This is a genomic window from Streptomyces sp. NPDC051020 (assembly GCF_040683105.1).
Lineage (GTDB): Bacteria > Actinomycetota > Actinomycetes > Streptomycetales > Streptomycetaceae > Streptomyces.
In genome coordinates this window covers 47,140-63,838 of the sequence record NZ_JBFBCG010000008.1, presented here as the reverse complement: position 1 = coordinate 63,838, position 16,699 = coordinate 47,140, and the positions used below count along the sequence as shown (strand labels likewise).

Annotated in this window: 14 protein-coding genes; 12 read left to right on the top strand and 2 right to left on the bottom strand. The window is 71.3% G+C overall.

The features are described from left to right. The first annotated feature begins 196 nt into the window (after positions 1 to 196). The 7 genes from AB0N06_RS06885 (at position 197) to AB0N06_RS06855 (ending at position 10,296) form a co-directional block, all read left to right on the top strand. Positions 197 to 1,765 (top strand): LamG domain-containing protein, encoded by a 1,569-nt coding sequence (locus AB0N06_RS06885; protein WP_366133713.1) that lies wholly within the window; start codon positions 197 to 199, stop codon positions 1,763 to 1,765. Between the two features lie 251 nt (positions 1,766 to 2,016). Then, complete coding sequence (locus AB0N06_RS06880; protein ID WP_366133634.1) at positions 2,017 to 2,811, top strand: TIGR03084 family metal-binding protein; 795 nt, start codon at positions 2,017 to 2,019, stop codon at positions 2,809 to 2,811. A gap of 59 nt (positions 2,812 to 2,870) precedes the next feature. After that, positions 2,871 to 4,523, top strand: coding sequence for an acyclic terpene utilization AtuA family protein (locus AB0N06_RS06875; RefSeq protein WP_366133712.1), 1,653 nt, complete (start codon positions 2,871 to 2,873; stop codon positions 4,521 to 4,523). Further along, positions 4,520 to 6,118 carry a carboxyl transferase domain-containing protein gene (locus AB0N06_RS06870; protein ID WP_366133633.1) on the top strand — a complete coding sequence of 533 codons (1,599 nt, stop codon included), beginning with the start codon at positions 4,520 to 4,522 and terminating at the stop codon, positions 6,116 to 6,118. Before AB0N06_RS06875 ends, AB0N06_RS06870 begins: the two co-directional genes overlap by 4 nt. A gap of 8 nt (positions 6,119 to 6,126) precedes the next feature. Next, a complete protein-coding gene (locus AB0N06_RS06865) occupies positions 6,127 to 8,286 on the top strand; it encodes a biotin carboxylase N-terminal domain-containing protein (RefSeq protein ID WP_366133632.1) in 2,160 nt (719 codons plus the stop codon). Beyond that, the gene (locus AB0N06_RS06860; protein WP_366133631.1) at positions 8,283 to 9,479 is read left to right on the top strand and encodes an acyl-CoA dehydrogenase family protein; all 1,197 of its coding nucleotides are present in this window, start codon (positions 8,283 to 8,285) and stop codon (positions 9,477 to 9,479) included. The genes AB0N06_RS06865 and AB0N06_RS06860 overlap by 4 nt, the downstream gene beginning before the upstream one ends. Positions 9,480 to 9,558: 79 nt before the next feature. Continuing rightward, positions 9,559 to 10,296: an enoyl-CoA hydratase family protein gene (locus tag AB0N06_RS06855; protein WP_366133630.1), complete on the top strand. Its 738-nt coding sequence runs from the start codon at positions 9,559 to 9,561 to the stop codon at positions 10,294 to 10,296. Positions 10,297 to 10,330: 34 nt separating this feature from the next. Here the strand turns inward: AB0N06_RS06855 and AB0N06_RS06850 are convergent, their stop codons facing one another. Further along, entirely contained in the window at positions 10,331 to 11,530 is a 1,200-nt protein-coding gene (locus tag AB0N06_RS06850; RefSeq protein ID WP_366133711.1) for a transposase, read from the bottom strand. A 32-nt stretch (positions 11,531 to 11,562) separates the two neighbouring features. Here AB0N06_RS06850 and AB0N06_RS06845 point away from each other — a divergent pair, with 32 nt between their 5' ends. From AB0N06_RS06845 to AB0N06_RS06835, 3 genes are all read left to right on the top strand, one after another. Further along, positions 11,563 to 11,721 (top strand): Arc family DNA-binding protein, encoded by a 159-nt coding sequence (locus AB0N06_RS06845; protein WP_366133629.1) that lies wholly within the window; start codon positions 11,563 to 11,565, stop codon positions 11,719 to 11,721. Between the two features lie 84 nt (positions 11,722 to 11,805). Continuing rightward, complete coding sequence (locus AB0N06_RS06840; protein WP_366133628.1) at positions 11,806 to 12,390, top strand: TetR/AcrR family transcriptional regulator; 585 nt, start codon at positions 11,806 to 11,808, stop codon at positions 12,388 to 12,390. A 13-nt stretch (positions 12,391 to 12,403) separates the two neighbouring features. After that, the gene (locus AB0N06_RS06835) at positions 12,404 to 12,988 is read left to right on the top strand and encodes a hypothetical protein (protein ID WP_366133627.1); all 585 of its coding nucleotides are present in this window, start codon (positions 12,404 to 12,406) and stop codon (positions 12,986 to 12,988) included. 36 nt (positions 12,989 to 13,024) lie between these two features. Here the strand turns inward: AB0N06_RS06835 and AB0N06_RS06830 are convergent, their stop codons facing one another. After that, the gene (locus AB0N06_RS06830; protein WP_366133710.1) at positions 13,025 to 14,134 is read right to left on the bottom strand and encodes a citrate synthase 2; all 1,110 of its coding nucleotides are present in this window, start codon (positions 14,132 to 14,134) and stop codon (positions 13,025 to 13,027) included. A 223-nt stretch (positions 14,135 to 14,357) separates the two neighbouring features. Here AB0N06_RS06830 and pdxH point away from each other — a divergent pair, with 223 nt between their 5' ends. Then, a complete protein-coding gene (gene pdxH, locus AB0N06_RS06825) occupies positions 14,358 to 14,984 on the top strand; it encodes a pyridoxamine 5'-phosphate oxidase (protein ID WP_366133709.1) in 627 nt (208 codons plus the stop codon). Positions 14,985 to 15,349: 365 nt separating this feature from the next. Continuing rightward, complete coding sequence (locus AB0N06_RS06820; protein WP_366133626.1) at positions 15,350 to 16,696, top strand: PAS domain-containing protein; 1,347 nt, start codon at positions 15,350 to 15,352, stop codon at positions 16,694 to 16,696. The last annotated feature ends 3 nt before the right edge of the window (positions 16,697 to 16,699 follow it).

Below are 16,699 nucleotides of genomic sequence, written 5' to 3'. Positions count from 1 at the left end.
CCCGGCGAACACCGTCGTCTCCTGGCACGTCCGCGCGAACGACGGCACCGCGAGCTCCGCGTGGAGCTCCGACGCCGAGGGATCGGTCTGCCAGTTCGTGTATGACGACGAGAGCCCGGCGAAAGCAGTCGTCACCTCGCCGGACTACCCGGAGGACCAGTTCCAGGACGGCGTCGGCGTCTACGGCAGCTTCACCATGGTATCCCCGTCGCCGGACGTCGTCGAGTACCGCTACAACTTCCTCGGTGACACGTACGCGACCGCGCGTCCCGACGAGATGGGCGGGCCCGCCACCATCCGCTTCCTGCCGCTGAGGCCCGCTCCGGACCGCCTGAGCGTCCGTGCGATCGACCGGTCGGGACGCAGCAGCGGGACGACCACGTACTCCTTCATGGTGAAGTCCGGCCGCGCCCCCGTGGCCCACTGGAAACTGGACGACGCGGCGGGATCCACGACCGCCGCGGCCGAGGTCGGCACCGCCGCCCGCGCCGGTACCGGTGTGACCTTCGGCAGTCCGGCACCCGAGGGCACCCGCGTCAACTCCACGGCCGGCCTCGACGGCAGCAGCCACGGCTTCCTCACCCCGGGCGCCCCGGCCGTCGACACCCGCAGGACCTTTGCCGTCAGCGCCTGGGTGCGCCCCGCCCAGACCGACCGCACCATGACGGTCGCCAGTCAGGACACGGGCAGGGGGGCCGGCTTCGCCCTCGGACTGCGCAGCGGCGGCTCCGGTGCCGCCTGGTCGTTCGCCATCGGTGACGCGCAGGTGTCGGGCGGCGCTCCGGAAACCGGTGAGTGGGCCCATCTGCTGGGGCTCTACGACGCCGAGACCGGCCGAGCCCAGCTGTACGTCAACGGCTACGAGGTCGGCACCAAGGTCGAGGCCGCACCTGCCGAGGCGACCGGCGCGTTCCAGATCGGCCGCGTACGGACCGGATCCGTCTACCGCGATCGCTGGCACGGCGACATCGGTGACGTCCGGGTCCACGACCGGGTCGTGGTGCCGGACGAGGCGGCCGAGCTCGCACGCCGGACGCCCAAGCTGCTCGGGCGCTGGTCACTGGAAACCACTACGGGCGGCGCCAGCCCCGAGCAGAAAGGTGGCGCGCCCCTTCGGCTCGCCCCGGGGGCGACGATCCACCGGGCCTCTGAAAGCTCCTGCATCCCTGAGCTCGATCCCGACTGCCCCTACGTGCCGCCCGCGCTGGTCGGTGACGGGCATCTGAGGCTGGATGGCGAGGGCGGACACGCCGCCACCGACGGGCCGGTCCTGGACACCGGGGACAGCTTCACCCTCGGGGTGGTCGTACGGCTGGCGGACTCCGAACCGGCCCACCCGATGACCGTGTTGTCCCAGGCCGGTGAGCACACCGATGCCTTCAAGGTGCGTTACGAGCCGTCGACGCACGCCTGGCAGTTGGTCGTGCCGGAAAAGGACGAGGCGGGCGCGGCCGAGACGGTGGTGTCCCGGATCCAGGCGGCGGACGGCGGCGAGGGCCAGGGTCACCGGCTGGCCGTGGTCTACGACGACGCGACCGACAAGATCAGGCTCTACCTCGACGGGCACACCAACGCGCAGGCGACCGCGAACTTTCCCAACGGCTGGCACAGCACCGGCCCGTTGCAGGTGGGGCGCGCCCACACCGCAAACGGTTGGGGCGAGTACCTGCACGGCGACGTCGACGAGATCCAGGCGTACGCCGGCGCCCTGAGGGACAAGGACATCCTCGGGCTGGGTTGGGGCACCGATCCCTGCTTGTGCTAGCAGACGGCAATCCCTCCGAGGGCCGCTCGCGCGCCGATCGACGTGACACGGGGCGAGCGGCCCTCCTCGCGGCCAGGCGAGAGGGGGCTGGGCACCGGGTGGGACGGAAGGGCGAGCCGGACTACCAGGCCCCTGGCCACCCGACTGAGTTAAGTGCATGAAGAGGATCAAACAATGCAAGCATGCTTGCTTGTTTCCTGGTCCGCTGACATGCTCCTCGGCACACCGCCACGCCCCGAGGGGAGCGCACCGTGTCCGACGCCGCAGCCGTGCTCGACGATCTGCGCAGCGAGAGTGACGAACTCGACCTGTTGGTAGGAGAGTTGAGTGCCGGGCAATGGGCCGGGCCGACCCCCGCCGCAGGCTGGACCGTCGCCCATCAGATCGCCCATCTGACCTGGACCGACGAGGTCGCCCTGCTCGCCGTCGCCGATCCGGACGCCTTCGCGGTGGAGGCGGCCAAGGCCCAGGCGTCCCCCGACAGCTTTGTCGATCAGGCTGCCGAGGAGATCGTTGCCGCGGAGCCGGCCGCGCTGCTCGCGCGCTGGCGCGACGGGCGTGAACGGCTCGCGCGCGCCCTGCGCGACGCCCCGCCCGGCGCCCGCATCCCGTGGTACGGCCCGCCCATGAGCGTCGCGTCCATGGCAACCGCGCGACTCATGGAGACCTGGGCGCACGGACAGGACATCGCCGACGCCCTCGGCGCCGTGCGCGCCCCGACCGCCCGGCTGCGGCATGTCGCCCGGATCGGGGTGCGGGCCCGTGACTACGCGTTCCTCGCGCGAGGGATCAAGCCGCCCGGCGAAGAGTTCCGGGTCGAACTGGTCGCGCCCGGCGGAGAGTTGATCGCCTACGGACCCGAGGGTGCCACGCAGCGCGTCACCGGTCCGCTGTACGACTTCTGTCTGCTCGCCACCCAGCGCGCCCACCGCGACGACCTGGCCGTGCGCGCTGTCGGCGCCGACGCCGACCAGTGGCTCGACATCGCACAGGCCTTCGCCGGGCCGCCCGGTCCCGGTCGCGCACCCAAGGGCGGAGCGCGGTGACCGCCGCGCCGCTGCGGATCGGGAACGCCTCCGGCTTCTACGGCGACCGCTTCGACGCCATGCGCGAGATGCTCACCGGCGGCCCCCTCGACGTCCTCACCGGCGACTATCTCGCCGAACTGACCATGCTCATCCTCGGGTGGAGCCGAATCAAGGACCCGAACCGCGGGTACGCCACCACCTTCCTGCGCCAGCTCGAAGAGGGTCTCGGGCTCGCGCACGAGCGCGGGGTGAAGATCGTCGCCAACGCCGGAGGGCTCAACCCGGCCGGACTGGCCGAAGCGGTCCGGGAGTTGGCGGACAAGGTGGGCGTGCCGGTGTGCGTCGCGCATGTCGAGGGCGACAGCCTGCCCGTCCCCGATGGGTTCCTCACCGCCAACGCGTACCTCGGGGGCGCGGGCATCGCCGCCTGCCTGCGCGCCGGGGCCGATGTCGTCGTCACCGGCCGGGTCACCGACGCCGCCCTCGTCACGGGTCCCGCCACGGCCCACTTCGGCTGGGAACCCGACGACCACGACGCGCTCGCCGGTGCCGTCGTCGCCGGGCATGTGCTGGAGTGCGGCACCCAGGCGACCGGCGGGAACTACTCTTTCTTCCGCGGCCACGACATCCGCCGGCCCGGCTTCCCGCTCGCCGAGATCCACGCCGACGGGACGTCCGTCATCACCAAGCACGACGGCACGGGCGGCTTCGTCGACACCGGGACCGTCACCGCCCAACTGCTGTACGAGACCCAAGGCGCCCGGTACGCCGGACCGGACGTGACCGCCCGGCTCGACACCGTACGGCTGACCCAGGACGGACCGGACCGCGTACGGATCTCCGGAGTGCGTGGCGAGGCTCCGCCGCCCACGCTCAAGGTCGGGCTCAACCGGCTCGGCGGCTGGCGCAACGAGGTCGTCTTCGTGCTCACCGGACTCGACATCGAGGCCAAGGCACAGCTGGTGCAGGACCAGTTCGCGCAGGCACTCACCCGGAGCGGTACGGAACCCGACGAGGTGCGGTGGGAGCTGGCCCGGACCGACAGGGCCGACGCCGACACCGAGGAGACCGCCGGCGCCCTGCTCCGTCTCGTCGTCCGCGACCAGGACCCGGAGACGGTGGGACGCACCGTCTCCGGGGCCGCGATCGAACTGGCCCTCGGCAGCTACCCGGGCTTCCATGTCACCGCCCCGCCCGGCAAGGGCGCGCCCTACGGGGTGTTCGAGGCGAGGTACGTACCGGCGGGAGAGGTCGACCACGTCGCCGTACTGCCGGACGGGCGGCGGGAGGACATGGCAACACCGGTACAGGTGAGGGAACTCGAGGGCGTGGACGAGCCCGCTCTTCCGGAGCCGCTGCCCACCGGGATCACCCGGCTCGCCCCGCTCGGCCGCATCGCGGGCGCCCGCAGCGGCGACAAGGGCGGGGACGCCAACGTCGGCGTCTGGGTCCGAACCGACGACGCCTGGCGCTGGCTCGCGCATGAACTCACCGTCGAGCGGTTCCAGGAACTGCTCCCGGAGACCGCCGGGTTGACCGTTGTGCGGCACGTCCTGACGAACCTCCGCGCCCTGAACTTCGTCGTCCACGGCCTCCTCGGCGAAGGCGTCGCCGCGCAGGCCCGTTTCGATCCGCAGGCCAAGGCGGTGGGGGAGTGGCTGCGGTCCCGGCACCTCCCCGTCCCCGTGAGCCTGCTCGAATCCACCGACGCACCGGAGGCGCACGCATGACCGTCCTGGCCACCGGGCTCGACACCGCGAGCCCCGAATACGCCGCCAACCGCACCGCCATGCTCGCCAAGCTCGCCGACCTCGACACCGAGCATGCCAAGGCCCTCGCGGGCGGCGGCGAGAAGTACATCGAGCGGCACCGCAGGCGCGGCAAGCTCCTCGCCCGGGAACGGATCGAGCTGCTCGTCGACCCCGACACCCCGTTCCTGGAACTGTCGCCGCTCGCCGCCTGGGGCAGCGAGTACGCGGTGGGCGCCTCGCTCGTGACCGGCATCGGCGTCGTCGAGGGTGTGGAGTGCCTGATCACCGCCAACGACCCCACCGTACGCGGTGGCGCCTCCAACCCCTGGACCCTGAAGAAGGCCCTGCGCGCCAACGAGATCGCCTTCGCCAACCGGCTGCCCTGCATCAGCCTGGTCGAGTCGGGCGGGGCGGACCTGCCGTCCCAGAAGGAGATCTTCATCCCCGGCGGCGCACTCTTCCGCGACCTCACCCGGCTCTCCGCCGCCGGAATCCCGACCGTGGCGGTCGTGTTCGGGAACTCGACCGCCGGCGGGGCGTACGTCCCCGGCATGTCCGACCACACCGTCATGATCAAGGAGCAGTCCAAGGTCTTCCTCGGCGGACCGCCGCTCGTGAAGATGGCGACCGGCGAGGAGAGCGACGACGAGTCCCTCGGCGGCGCCGACATGCACGCCCGCACCTCCGGGCTCGCCGATCATTTCGCCGTCGACGAGCACGACGCGCTCCGCCAGGCGCGGCGGATCGTCGCCCGGCTCAACTGGCGCAAGGCACACGCCGATCCGGGACCCGCCGAACCGCCGAAGTACGACGAGGAGGAGCTCCTCGGCATCGTGCCCGACGACCTGAAGGTCCCGTTCGACCCACGCGAGGTCATCGCCCGGCTCGTCGACGGCTCGGACTTCGACGCGTTCAAACCGCTGTACGGGACGAGCCTCGTCACCGGCTGGGCCCGACTGCACGGCTACCCCGTCGGCATCCTCGCCAACGCCCAGGGCGTCCTGTTCAGCGAGGAGTCGCAGAAGGCCGCCCAGTTCATCCAGCTCGCCAACCAGCGCGACATCCCCCTCCTCTTCCTTCACAACACCACCGGCTACATGGTCGGCAAGGAGTACGAGCAGGGCGGCATCATCAAGCACGGCGCGATGATGATCAACGCGGTGTCCAACTCCAGGGTCCCGCACCTGTCCGTCCTGATGGGCGCCTCGTACGGGGCCGGGCACTACGGCATGTGCGGGCGCGCCTACGACCCCCGCTTCCTCTTCGCCTGGCCGGGCAGCAAATCCGCCGTCATGGGACCGCAGCAACTCGCGGGCGTGCTCTCCATCGTCGCCCGCGCCTCCGCCGCCGCGAAGGGACGGCCCTACGACGACGAGGCCGACGCCGGGCTGCGCGCCATGGTGGAGCAGCAGATCGAGTCCGAGTCGCTGCCGATGTTCCTCTCCGGGCGGCTGTACGACGACGGGGTCATCGACCCGCGCGACACCAGGACCGTCCTCGGGATCTGCCTGTCCGCGATCCACACCGCCCCGGTCGATGGCGCCCGCGGCGGCTTCGGCATCTTCCGGATGTGAGGACGACCATGATCAGCACCCTGCTCGTCGCCAATCGGGGCGAGATCGCCTGCCGGATCTTCCGGACCTGCCGCGCCCTGGGCATCGCCACCGTCGCCGTGCACTCCGACGCCGATGCCGACGCGCTGCATGTCAGGGAAGCGGACGCGGCCGTACGGCTGCCGGGGACCGTCCCCGCCGACACGTATCTGCGCGGCGATCTCGTCGTACGTGCCGCGCTCGCCACGGGCGCCGACGCCGTGCACCCCGGCTACGGGTTCCTCTCCGAGAACGCCGGGTTCGCCCGGGCCGTGCAGGACGCCGGCCTCCTCTGGGTCGGTCCGCCGGCCAAGGCCATCGAGATGATGGCGTCCAAGACCCGCGCCAAGGAGCTGATGGCCGCCGCCGGAGTGCCGCTGCTCGCCCCCGTCGACCCGGCGAAGGCGACCGCGGACGATCTGCCGCTGCTGCTGAAGGCCGCGGCCGGTGGCGGCGGGCGCGGGATGCGGGTCGTACGGGAACTGAGCGCGCTGCCCGGCGAGATGGCGGCTGCCGCGGCCGAGGCGGCGAATGCCTTCGGGGACGGGGAAATCTTCGCCGAGCCGTACGTCGAGCGCGGCCGTCACGTCGAGGTCCAGATCATGGCCGACGAGCACGGCACCGTATGGGCGCTCGGCACCCGCGACTGCTCGCTCCAGCGCCGCCACCAGAAGGTCATCGAGGAAGCACCCGCACCCGGCCTCGACGAGGCGCTGCGCACCCGGTTGCACGACGCGGCGACCGCCGCCGCCCGAGCCGTCGGCTACCGCGGCGCGGGCACCGTCGAGTTCCTCGTCACCGCCGACGGGCGCCCCTGCTTCCTGGAGATGAACACCCGCCTCCAGGTCGAACACCCCGTCACCGAAGCCGTCTTCGGCCTCGACCTCGTCGCCCTGCAGCTCTCCGTCGCCGAAGGCGAACCCCTCCCGGCCCCCGCGCCCCCCGCTCCGCACGGGCACGCCGTCGAGGCCCGGCTCTACGCCGAGGACCCCGCCCGCGACTGGCAGCCCCGGACCGGGCCGCTGCACACCCTCGACGTACCGGACGAACCCGGACTGCGCCTGGACACCGGTTACACCGGCGGCGACACCATCGGCGTGCACTACGACCCGATGCTCGCCAAGGTCATCGCTCACGCCCCCACGCGCACCCAGGCCGTACGGCTCCTCGCCCGCGCCCTGGAACGCACCCGCATCCACGGACCGGTCACCAACCGCGACCTGCTCGTACGGTCCCTGCGCCACCCCGACTTCACCGCCGCCCGCCTCGACACCGGCTTCTACGACCGCCATCTGGACGCCCTCACGGCCACCCCCGACGACGCCACGGACCGGAGCCTCGCCGCCCTCGCCGCAACCGCCGCCGACGCCACCCGCCACCGCGCCCCCGGCACCCCATGGAAGCCACACACCGGTGCCAACCCCCCACGCCTCCCGGCGGCGTCCACCCCGTACCCGGGTTCCCCCGGCACCCCGTGGAAGCCACACACCGGCGCCACCCCCCCACGCCTCCCGGCGGCGTCCACCCCGTACCCGGGTTCCCCCGGCACCCCGTGGAAGCCACACACCGGTGCCAACCCCCCACGCCCCCCGGCGGCGTCCACCCCGTACCCGGGCTCCCGCTTCGGAGCTTGGCGCAATGTCCCCTCGCAACCCCAGACCAGGCGCTACCGCAGCGAACCCGACGGCACCGAACACGAGGTCGCCTACCGCACCACCCGCGGCGGCGCGATCGAAGCCCCCGGCGCCCGGATCCTCACCGTCACCCCCGACCACGTCACCGTCGAGACGGACGACGGCGTCACCCACCGTTTCCGCCTCTCCGCCCACCAGGACCGGGTGTACGTGGACGGCGCCACCGGCTCGTACACCTTCACCGCCCTGCCCCGCTTCACCGAACCCACCGACCGCACCGACCCCGGCTCCCTGCTCGCCCCCATGCCCGGCACCGTCGTCCGGCTCGCGGACGGACTCGTGGCGGGCGCGGCGGTCGAGGCGGGGCAACCGCTGATCTGGCTGGAGGCGATGAAGATGGAACACCGCATTCTCGCCCCCGCCTCCGGCACCCTCACCGCACTGCACGCCGCACCCGGCCTCCAGGTGGAGGTCGGCGCCCTGCTCGCCGTCGTACAGGAGGAACCGACCCCATGAGTACCGTCCTCGAAACCGAAGAGCAGCAAGCCCTGCGCGCCGCCGTCGCCGCACTCGGAAAGCGGTACGGGCGTGACTACATGACGTCCGTCGTGCGCGACGGAGCCCACCCCCGCGAACTGTGGACCGAAGCGGCCAAGCTCGGCTACCTCGGGGTGAACCTCCCGGAGGAGTACGGCGGTGGCGGCAGCGGCATGGCCGAACTCTCCATCGTCCTTGAGGAATTGGGTGCGGCGGGCAGTCCGCTGCTGATGATGGTGGTCTCCCCGGCGATCTGCGGCACCGTCATCGCCCGCTTCGGCACCGACACCCAGAAGCGGCGATGGCTCCCGGGCCTCGCGGACGGCTCCCTCACCATGGCCTTCGGCATCACCGAACCCGACGCCGGATCCAACTCCCACCGCATCACCACCACCGCCCGCCGCGACGGCGAGGACTGGCTGCTCACCGGGCGAAAGGTCTTCGTCTCCGGCGTCGACATCGCCGACGCCACCCTCATCGTCGGCCGCACCGAGGACGCCAGGACGGGGAGGCTCAAGCCCTGTCTCTTCATCGTCCCGCGCGACGCCCCCGGCTTCCGGCGCTCGCAGATCGACATGGAACTCCAGGCATCGGAGAAGCAGTTCGAGCTTGTGCTCGACGACGTCCGGCTGCCCGCCGACGCCCTCGTCGGAGGGGGCACCTCCCGCTCGGGCGAAGCCGAGAGCGGGGGAGAGGACGCGGGTCTGCTCCAGCTCTTCGCCGGACTGAACCCCGAACGCATCATGACCGCCGCGTTCGCCCTCGGCATGGGGCGGTACGCGCTCGGCCGCGCCGTCGAGTACGCGCAGACCCGGCAGGTGTGGAAGGACCCGATCGGCTCCCACCAGGCCATCGCCCACCCCCTCGCCCAGGCCCACATCGAACTCGAACTGGCCCGGCTCATGATGCAGAAGGCCGCCAGGCTGTACGACGAGGGCGACGACATCGGCGCGGGCGAAGCCGCCAACATGGCGAAGTACGCCGCCGCCGAAGCCTGCGTGAAGGCCGTCGACCAGGCCGTGCACACCCTCGGCGGCAACGGCCTCACCCGCGAGTACGGGCTCGCGTCCCTGATCACCGCCGCCCGCGTCGCCCGGATCGCACCCGTCAGCCGGGAAATGATCCTCAACTACGTTTCCCACCAGTCCCTGGGGCTCCCCAAGTCGTACTGACGCAGGACATTCTGTCTCTCCACGCCGCAGCTGCCGGCTGAAAGTCGTTCGAGAAGTCCCGCGAGAAGGAGACCGACACATGACGCCGCTCGCTGATCCCACCTACGACCGGGGCATCACCACCCTCACCCTCAACTCACCGGCCAACCGCAACGCACTCTCCGCGCAGCTGGTCGGCGAGCTCTCCACCGCCCTGAAGGCGTGCGCGGCCGACGACACCGTACGAGCAGTCGTCCTCACCCACACCGGCAACACGTTCTGCGCGGGTGCCGACCTCACCGGACCGCCCGACCCGGCAGCCTTCGTCGCCCTGATGCGGCAGATCGTCGCATTGCCCAAGCCCGTCGTCGCCCGGGTCACGGGACACGTCCGGGCGGGCGGCCTCGGACTGCTCAGCGCCTGCGACATCTCGGCCGCCGGACCCGCCTCCACCTTCGCCCTCACCGAGTCCCGGCTCGGCCTCGCCCCCGCCGTGATCTCGATGGCACTGCTGCCCCGCACCGACCCCAGGGCTGCCGCCCGCTACTACCTCACCGGAGAACTGTTCGACGCGACCGAAGCGGCCCGCATCTCCCTCGTCACCATCGCCGCCGAGGACGTCGACAAAGCACTCGTACCCGTACTGGACGGACTGCGCCGGGCCTCACCGCAGGGGCTGGCAGCATCGAAGGAGCTGGTCACAGCTACTGTGCGGGAGAGTTTCGACCAGTACGCCGAAGACCTCATCGCCCGCTCGGCAGCACTCTTCGCCTCCGCCGAGGCATGGGAGGGGATGACGGCCTTCCTCGAACGACGGGACCCCGCATGGGTGTTTTGACTGCTCCCCTTCCTGGAGGGAGGGGATTCCTGGCTCAGGCCGCCTTCTGGAGCGGCGCTCCGGGAGGTCCTACGCCCTCAGCACCAGCCGGGTTCAGACCAGCCCGGATGAGCATCACGTGGGCGGAGTTCTTGTCCCTGGGGGATACGGCTCCGCATGTGGTGCAGGTGTAGATGCGTTCCGAAAGAGGGAGTGCGTGCTTGGTTCTCGCTCCGCACGATGCGCAGTCCATGGTGGTATGCGCGGGGTGCACGAGGTGGACATCCCGTCCGTGCTTGCGGCCCATTTCGATCAGGGCTGTCTTGGTGGCGCCGATTGCCGCGTCGGCGGCCTTGCGGGCCATGGTGGTCCTGGCGAGGAATTTCGGCCGGAAGTCCTCCACCGCGATGGCGTCGTGGTCGGTCACGACCTTCTTCGCCCATTTGCGGGCAGTGTCCTGCCGCTGCCGGGCCACCTTCTTGTGCAGCTTGGCAACCTGCTTCTTTGCCTCCCGGTAGCCCTTCGACCCGGCCTGCCCCTTCGCGGGTCTGCGGCGGGCCGTGATCCGCTGGTAGCGGGCCAGGCGCTGCGCGGCGTTTTTTCCGTGCTGAGCGTGCGGAAGGTCGTGCGTGTCCGATGTGGTGGTCGCGGTCTCCTTGACGCCCCAGTCCACGCCGATCACCCGGCCTGTCTCCGGGAACGGCCGCACCTGGGCGAGGACGACGAACGAGGCGTACCAGTGCCCGAGACTGTCCCGGTACACCCGCACGCTGGATGGGTCGGCGGGCAGGTCCCGCGACCAGACCACGGTCAGGACGATGCCGCCCGCGAGGTACAGACGGTCGTCTTTGAGGCGGAAACCGCGCCGCGTGTAGTTCAGCGTGGGCAGCGCCTCACGCTTTTTCTTGTACTTCGGCATTCCGGCCCGGCGTGCCATGGGCAGCCGGTCCTTGATGTCCTTCAGCGCCTTCGCGCGGGACTTACCGAAATCCCGGACGAGCTGTTGTTGCGGCACCGAGGAGCCCTCCGCCAACCACGGTGTGATGGCGCGGGCCTCGGTCAGCATTTTGTCCATCGCGGCGGGGCCGCACTTGTCGTTCTCCGTGTGGGCCTTCTTCGACCGGGCCACGCACTCGTTCCAGATCCACCGGCACCGGTCCCACTCCGCCATCAGCGCCGTACGGGCGGTCGACGACACGCGAAGCCGGTAGGCGTACCGGGCATGTCCGGCTCCCTCAACGGCCTCTGGTGTCATCATGCCACCACCGTACCACTAGAATTCGGGACATGGATCACGAAGTACGCATCACGCTCAGGCTTCCCGCCGACCTCCACGCGTGGCTGGTCGCCAAGGCCAAGTCCGCCCGCAGGTCCCTCAACTCCGAAATCGTGTACCGCTTGGAGAGCGATCGCGCCGCCACCGCGGCTGACGGCGAGTCACGCTGACGGCGAATCGCCTTTCCCTGCCCTGCTCCACAGGAGCCCGAATCCTTCCCGGCCCGAAGACCGGGGCATCCCCGGAGGTTCCCCGTGACGCCCCCCACCGACCGGACCCCCAAGCAGGACCGCAGCCGCGCCACCCGCCAGCGGCTGCTCGAAGCCGCGGTCGCCTGCCTCGCCGAACACGGCTGGGCAGGCTCCACGGTCTCCGTCGTCGCCGAACACGCCGGGGTCTCCCGCGGCGCCGCCCAGCACCACTTCCCCACCCGCGAGGACCTGTTCACCGCCGCCGTCGAATACGTCGCCGAGGAACGCTCCGCCGCCCTGCGCGCCCTGCCCGTCCAGGGCCGTACGGCTGTCGTCGCCGCCCTCGTCGATCTCTACACCGGTCCGCTCTTCCGCGCCGCCCTGCAACTCTGGGTCGCCGCCTCCAACGAAGCCCAGCTCCGCCCCCGCGTCACCGAACTCGAAGCCCGCGTCGGCCGCGAGACCCACCGCATCGCCGTCGAACTCCTCGCCGCCGACGAGACGAAGCCCGGCGCACGCGAAACCGTCCAGGGGCTCCTCGACATGGCCCGCGGCCTCGGGCTGGCCAACGTGCTGACCGATGACACCGCCCGGCGTCAGAGGGTCGTGGCACAGTGGGCGGCACTGGTGGACGACGCACTCGACTGACCTTGGGGGACCTGTGGGTGACTACTTCCAGACGATCGTCGACCTCGACGCCACCGAGCAGGACGCCGCACAACTCGGCGCCGGGCTCCTCGACTGGCTGATCACCGAAGGAATCGTCAGCGCCGAGCGCACCGACTGTGTCCTCGACGGAGACGGCTACGGCAACGCACCTGGTCCGAACTACGCCGAGGCCGTCGACGACCCGGAGCCGGTCGAGCTGTGGAGCAACGGCCTCTACGTCGCGACCGGACGCACCGTCTTCGACAGCGGCCAGGGCGACGCGGGAGCTGCCACCTGCCCGCTCTGTGCCACCGAGATCCGCCTCGTCGACGACACCTGGTGCCCCGTCGGCAGCGCCTGGGCCCCGCTCGCGGGCCGGCTCGGCGCGTGGGTGAACGGCGGCGAAGGCGTCGTGGAGTGCCCCTCCTGCCGCCGGCCCTCCGGAATCGACCGCTGGAGCTGGGAGGACGACTACTACGCCTGCGGGCAGCTCGGCCTCACCTTCTGGAACTGGGCGGAGCTGACCTACCGCTTCGAACAGGAGGTGCGGCGCCGCCTCGGCGGACACCGCACCGTCACCCTCCGCGGCAAGCTCTAGTTCGGATCCCGCCGGGCTTGCGCGGTACCGGGACCGTCAGTTCGCCAGATCCGTGATCTGCCCGTACCCCTCGATCTCCCGCGGGTCGCGCGGCCCGGGACCGACATACCTCGCCGACGGCCGCACCAGCCGCCCCGTCCGCTTCTGCTCCAGGATGTGCGCCGACCATCCCGCCGTACGCGCACACGTGAACATCGACGTGAACATGTGCGCCGGAACCTCCGCGAAGTCCAGCATGATCGCCGCCCAGAACTCCACGTTCGTCGCCAGCACCCGGTCCGGGCGCCGCGCGTGCAGCTCCTCCAGCGCGGCCTTCTCCAGCGCCTCCGCCACCTCGAACCGCGGCGCGCCCAGCTCCTTCGCCGTACGCCGCAGCACGCGCGCCCGCGGGTCCTCGGCCCGGTAGACCCGGTGTCCGAAGCCCATCAGCCGCTCACCCTTGTCCAGGGCCTTCCTCACGTACGCGGTGGCGTCACCGGTCCGCTCGATCTCCTCGATCATGCCGAGGACCCGGGACGGGGCGCCGCCGTGCAGCGGACCCGACATCGCGCCCACCGCACCGGACAGCGCGGCCGCGACATCGGCGCCGGTCGACGCGATGACCCGGGCGGTGAACGTGGACGCGTTCATGCCGTGCTCGGCGGCCGACGTCCAGTACGCGTCGACGGCCTTGACGTGCTTCGGGTCCGGCTCGCCGCGCCAGCGGATCATGAACCGCTCGACGACGGACTGCGCCTTGTCGATCTCGCTCTGCGGGACCATCGGCAGCCCCTGCCCGCGCGCCGACTGGGCGACGTAGGACAGCGCCATCACGGCGGCCCGCGCCAGATCGTTGCGGGCGGTCTCCTCGTCGATGTCGAGGAGCGGCTTCAGCCCCCAGACCGGCGCCAGCATGGCCAGCGCGGACTGCACATCGACCCGGATGTCACCCGAGTGGACCGGGATCGGGAACGGCTCGGCGGGCGGCAGCCCGGGGTTGAACGCCCCGTCGACGAGCAGACCCCACACGTTCCCGAACGACACATGACCGACGAGATCCTCGATGTCGACCCCGCGGTAACGGAGCGAGCCGCCTTCCTTGTCGGGTTCGGCGATCTCCGTCTCGAACGCGATGACTCCTTCGAGTCCGGGTACGAAGTCGGACATCATGCGGCTCCCTCGATCGACGGGCTGTATGGAGGCCACAGGGGCCTGCCCCAAGTATTGGCGGGTTCCCACGATGCGGGGAAGCGTGACATCCGGCACAGCCACCCACTTCATCCATGCGCGATTGACACCCCTCCATACCGGGCAGACTCGGCCCCTGCGGCAGGATGGCCCCGTGCCCACCGCAGATTCCCCTTCCGATTCCACCACCGATCCGGCCGCGATGCGCGAGCAGTACCGCTCCGAGGGCTTCACCGAGGACACGCTCGACGCCGACCCCATGCAGCAGTTCGCCCACTGGTTCCGGCAGATCGCCGCAGGTGGAATGGTCTACGAACCGAACGCCATGGTGGTCTCCACGGCCACCCCCGACGGCCGCCCCTCCTCCCGCACGGTGCTGCTGAAGAAGTACGACGACCGCGGTTTCGTCTTCTTCACCAACTACGCCTCCCGCAAGGGCCGCGAGCTGGCCGCCAACCCGTACGTCTCCCTGCTCTTCCCCTGGCACCCGCTGGCCCGCCAGGTCATCATCACGGGCACTGCGGCCCGTGTCGCCCGCGAGGAGACGGTCGCCTACTTCCGCACCCGCCCGCACGGCTCCCAGCTGGGCGCCTGGGCGAGCGAGCAGTCGACGGTCATCGGCTCGCGCCAGGAACTCATCGACCGGTACGAGGAACTGGCGGCCCGCTACCCGGAGGGCGAACACATCCCCGCACCCCCCGAGTGGGGCGGCATCCGTGTCGTGCCGGAGACGATCGAGTTCTGGCAGGGCCACGAGAACCGTCTCCACGACCGGCTGCGGTACGTACGCGAGGGCGAGGGCTGGCGAGTGGAACGCCTCAGCCCCTGACCGGCCCCGGACACGCAGAAACCCGCGGGCTCTGGTCCCTCCTTGCGGAGGAGCCGGCCGGATCTACCGGCGAGCCCGCGGGTCGGTGACTGCTTGGGTTTCGGCAGACAGCCTGCCGAGGTGCACGAAGTGCGACGACGGGCTGTCAGCCCGCAGCCACCTCACGAATCCGATAAGACTGCACTTTTCGGATCACCTCCTTTCAACGTGTAAGGCCACACTAGGAACCTCTCCGGGACCGCACAACCCATTTATTGAGATCCCTCGGAGCACCGATTTCCCGGAAGTCGATGTGTGCTGAGTCACGTTCGAGTTCAATGATCTGACGTGTGGCAACGGCGGACACGTCCGGCAGGGGGTCCGGGATGAGCGCTTCCAGGAGCAGTGGGATCACCGACGCCCTCGGCCCCGATCCCATCCCCGGGTCAGAGCTGCTCGCGGCGCTGCTCGACGGCATGGACGCGGCGCTCTGCGCGTTCGACGCGGGCGGTGCGATCACCCACTGGAACCGTGAGGCCGAGCGGATTCTCGGCTGGACCGCCGAGGAAGCGGTGGGGCGGCCCGGGTTCGCGGGGTGGGCGGTGCGCCACGCGGACGCGGGTGAGGTGCACGGGCGGCTGATGGCGGCCATGGACGCGCCGGGCCGCCAGGTCCACGAGTTCGCACTGCTGCGCAAGGACGGCGGCCGGGTGCTCGTACGGACCCAGTCGGCCGGGGTGCGGGGCGCGGACGGGAAGCCGGCCGGGGTCTACTGCGCGTTCGGCGAGGTGCACGCCCAGATCGACCTGGAGCGGTCGATCGCCCTCAGCGAGGCGCTGTTCGAGGACGCCTCCTGGGGGGTGGTGCTCGTCGACGTGGACCTGCGGCCGACGGTCGTCAACGCCTATGCGGCGCGGGCGCTCGGCGGTGGCCGTACGACGATGCTGGGACGCCCGCTCGGAGAGCTGCTGGTGCAGGGTGTCGAGGACCTGGAGGGCGCGCTGCAGCATGTCCTGGCCGAGGGGCCGCCGCCCGCACCCGCCGACCTGTGGGTGACGCTGCGGACGGCCGCGGGGGACCGGCGGCGCTGCTGGCGCAGCGGGTTCCTGCAGCTGGCGTCGCCGCTCGCGGAGGAGCTGGTTCCGCTGGGGGTCGGCTGGCTGTTCCAGGACGTGACGGCGGAGCGGCTGGCGGCGCAGGAGGCGGACCGGGTGCGGTTCCGGTCGAACCAGCTGCACCGGGCGTGCCGGTCGGCGGCCGAGTGCGAGGACCCGATGGAGGCGGCGACGTCCTACCTGGACTACGCACTCGCGGGCTTCGCCGACCATGCCCTGATCGACCTGGTGGCGGGGGCGCGGCTGGTCCGGGCGGCGGCGACACCCGCCGACGCCCCCGGCCCGTGCCGGCCCGTGGCGGGAGGCGGCATTCCGCTCCGCTACGCCCCGGGCCACCCGGCGCTCGAGGCGGTGGACCGCACGGGCTCGGTTCGCGCGAGCGCCGGTGCGGCGCCGCGGGCCGGGGCCTGGGCGGCGGACCGTCAGTGGCCGGGCGACTCGGTCCATGCCCTGTGCGCGGTGCTGCGGAGCCGGGGCCGGACGCTCGGCGTGGTGACGTTCCTCCGGGCGGCGAACCGCAGCCCTTTCGAACGTCAGGACGCGACGTACGCGGAGAGCGTGGCGGCCCGGGTGGCCACAGCGGTGGACCTGTCCCAGGTACTGCCCGCAACCCCGTAGGGC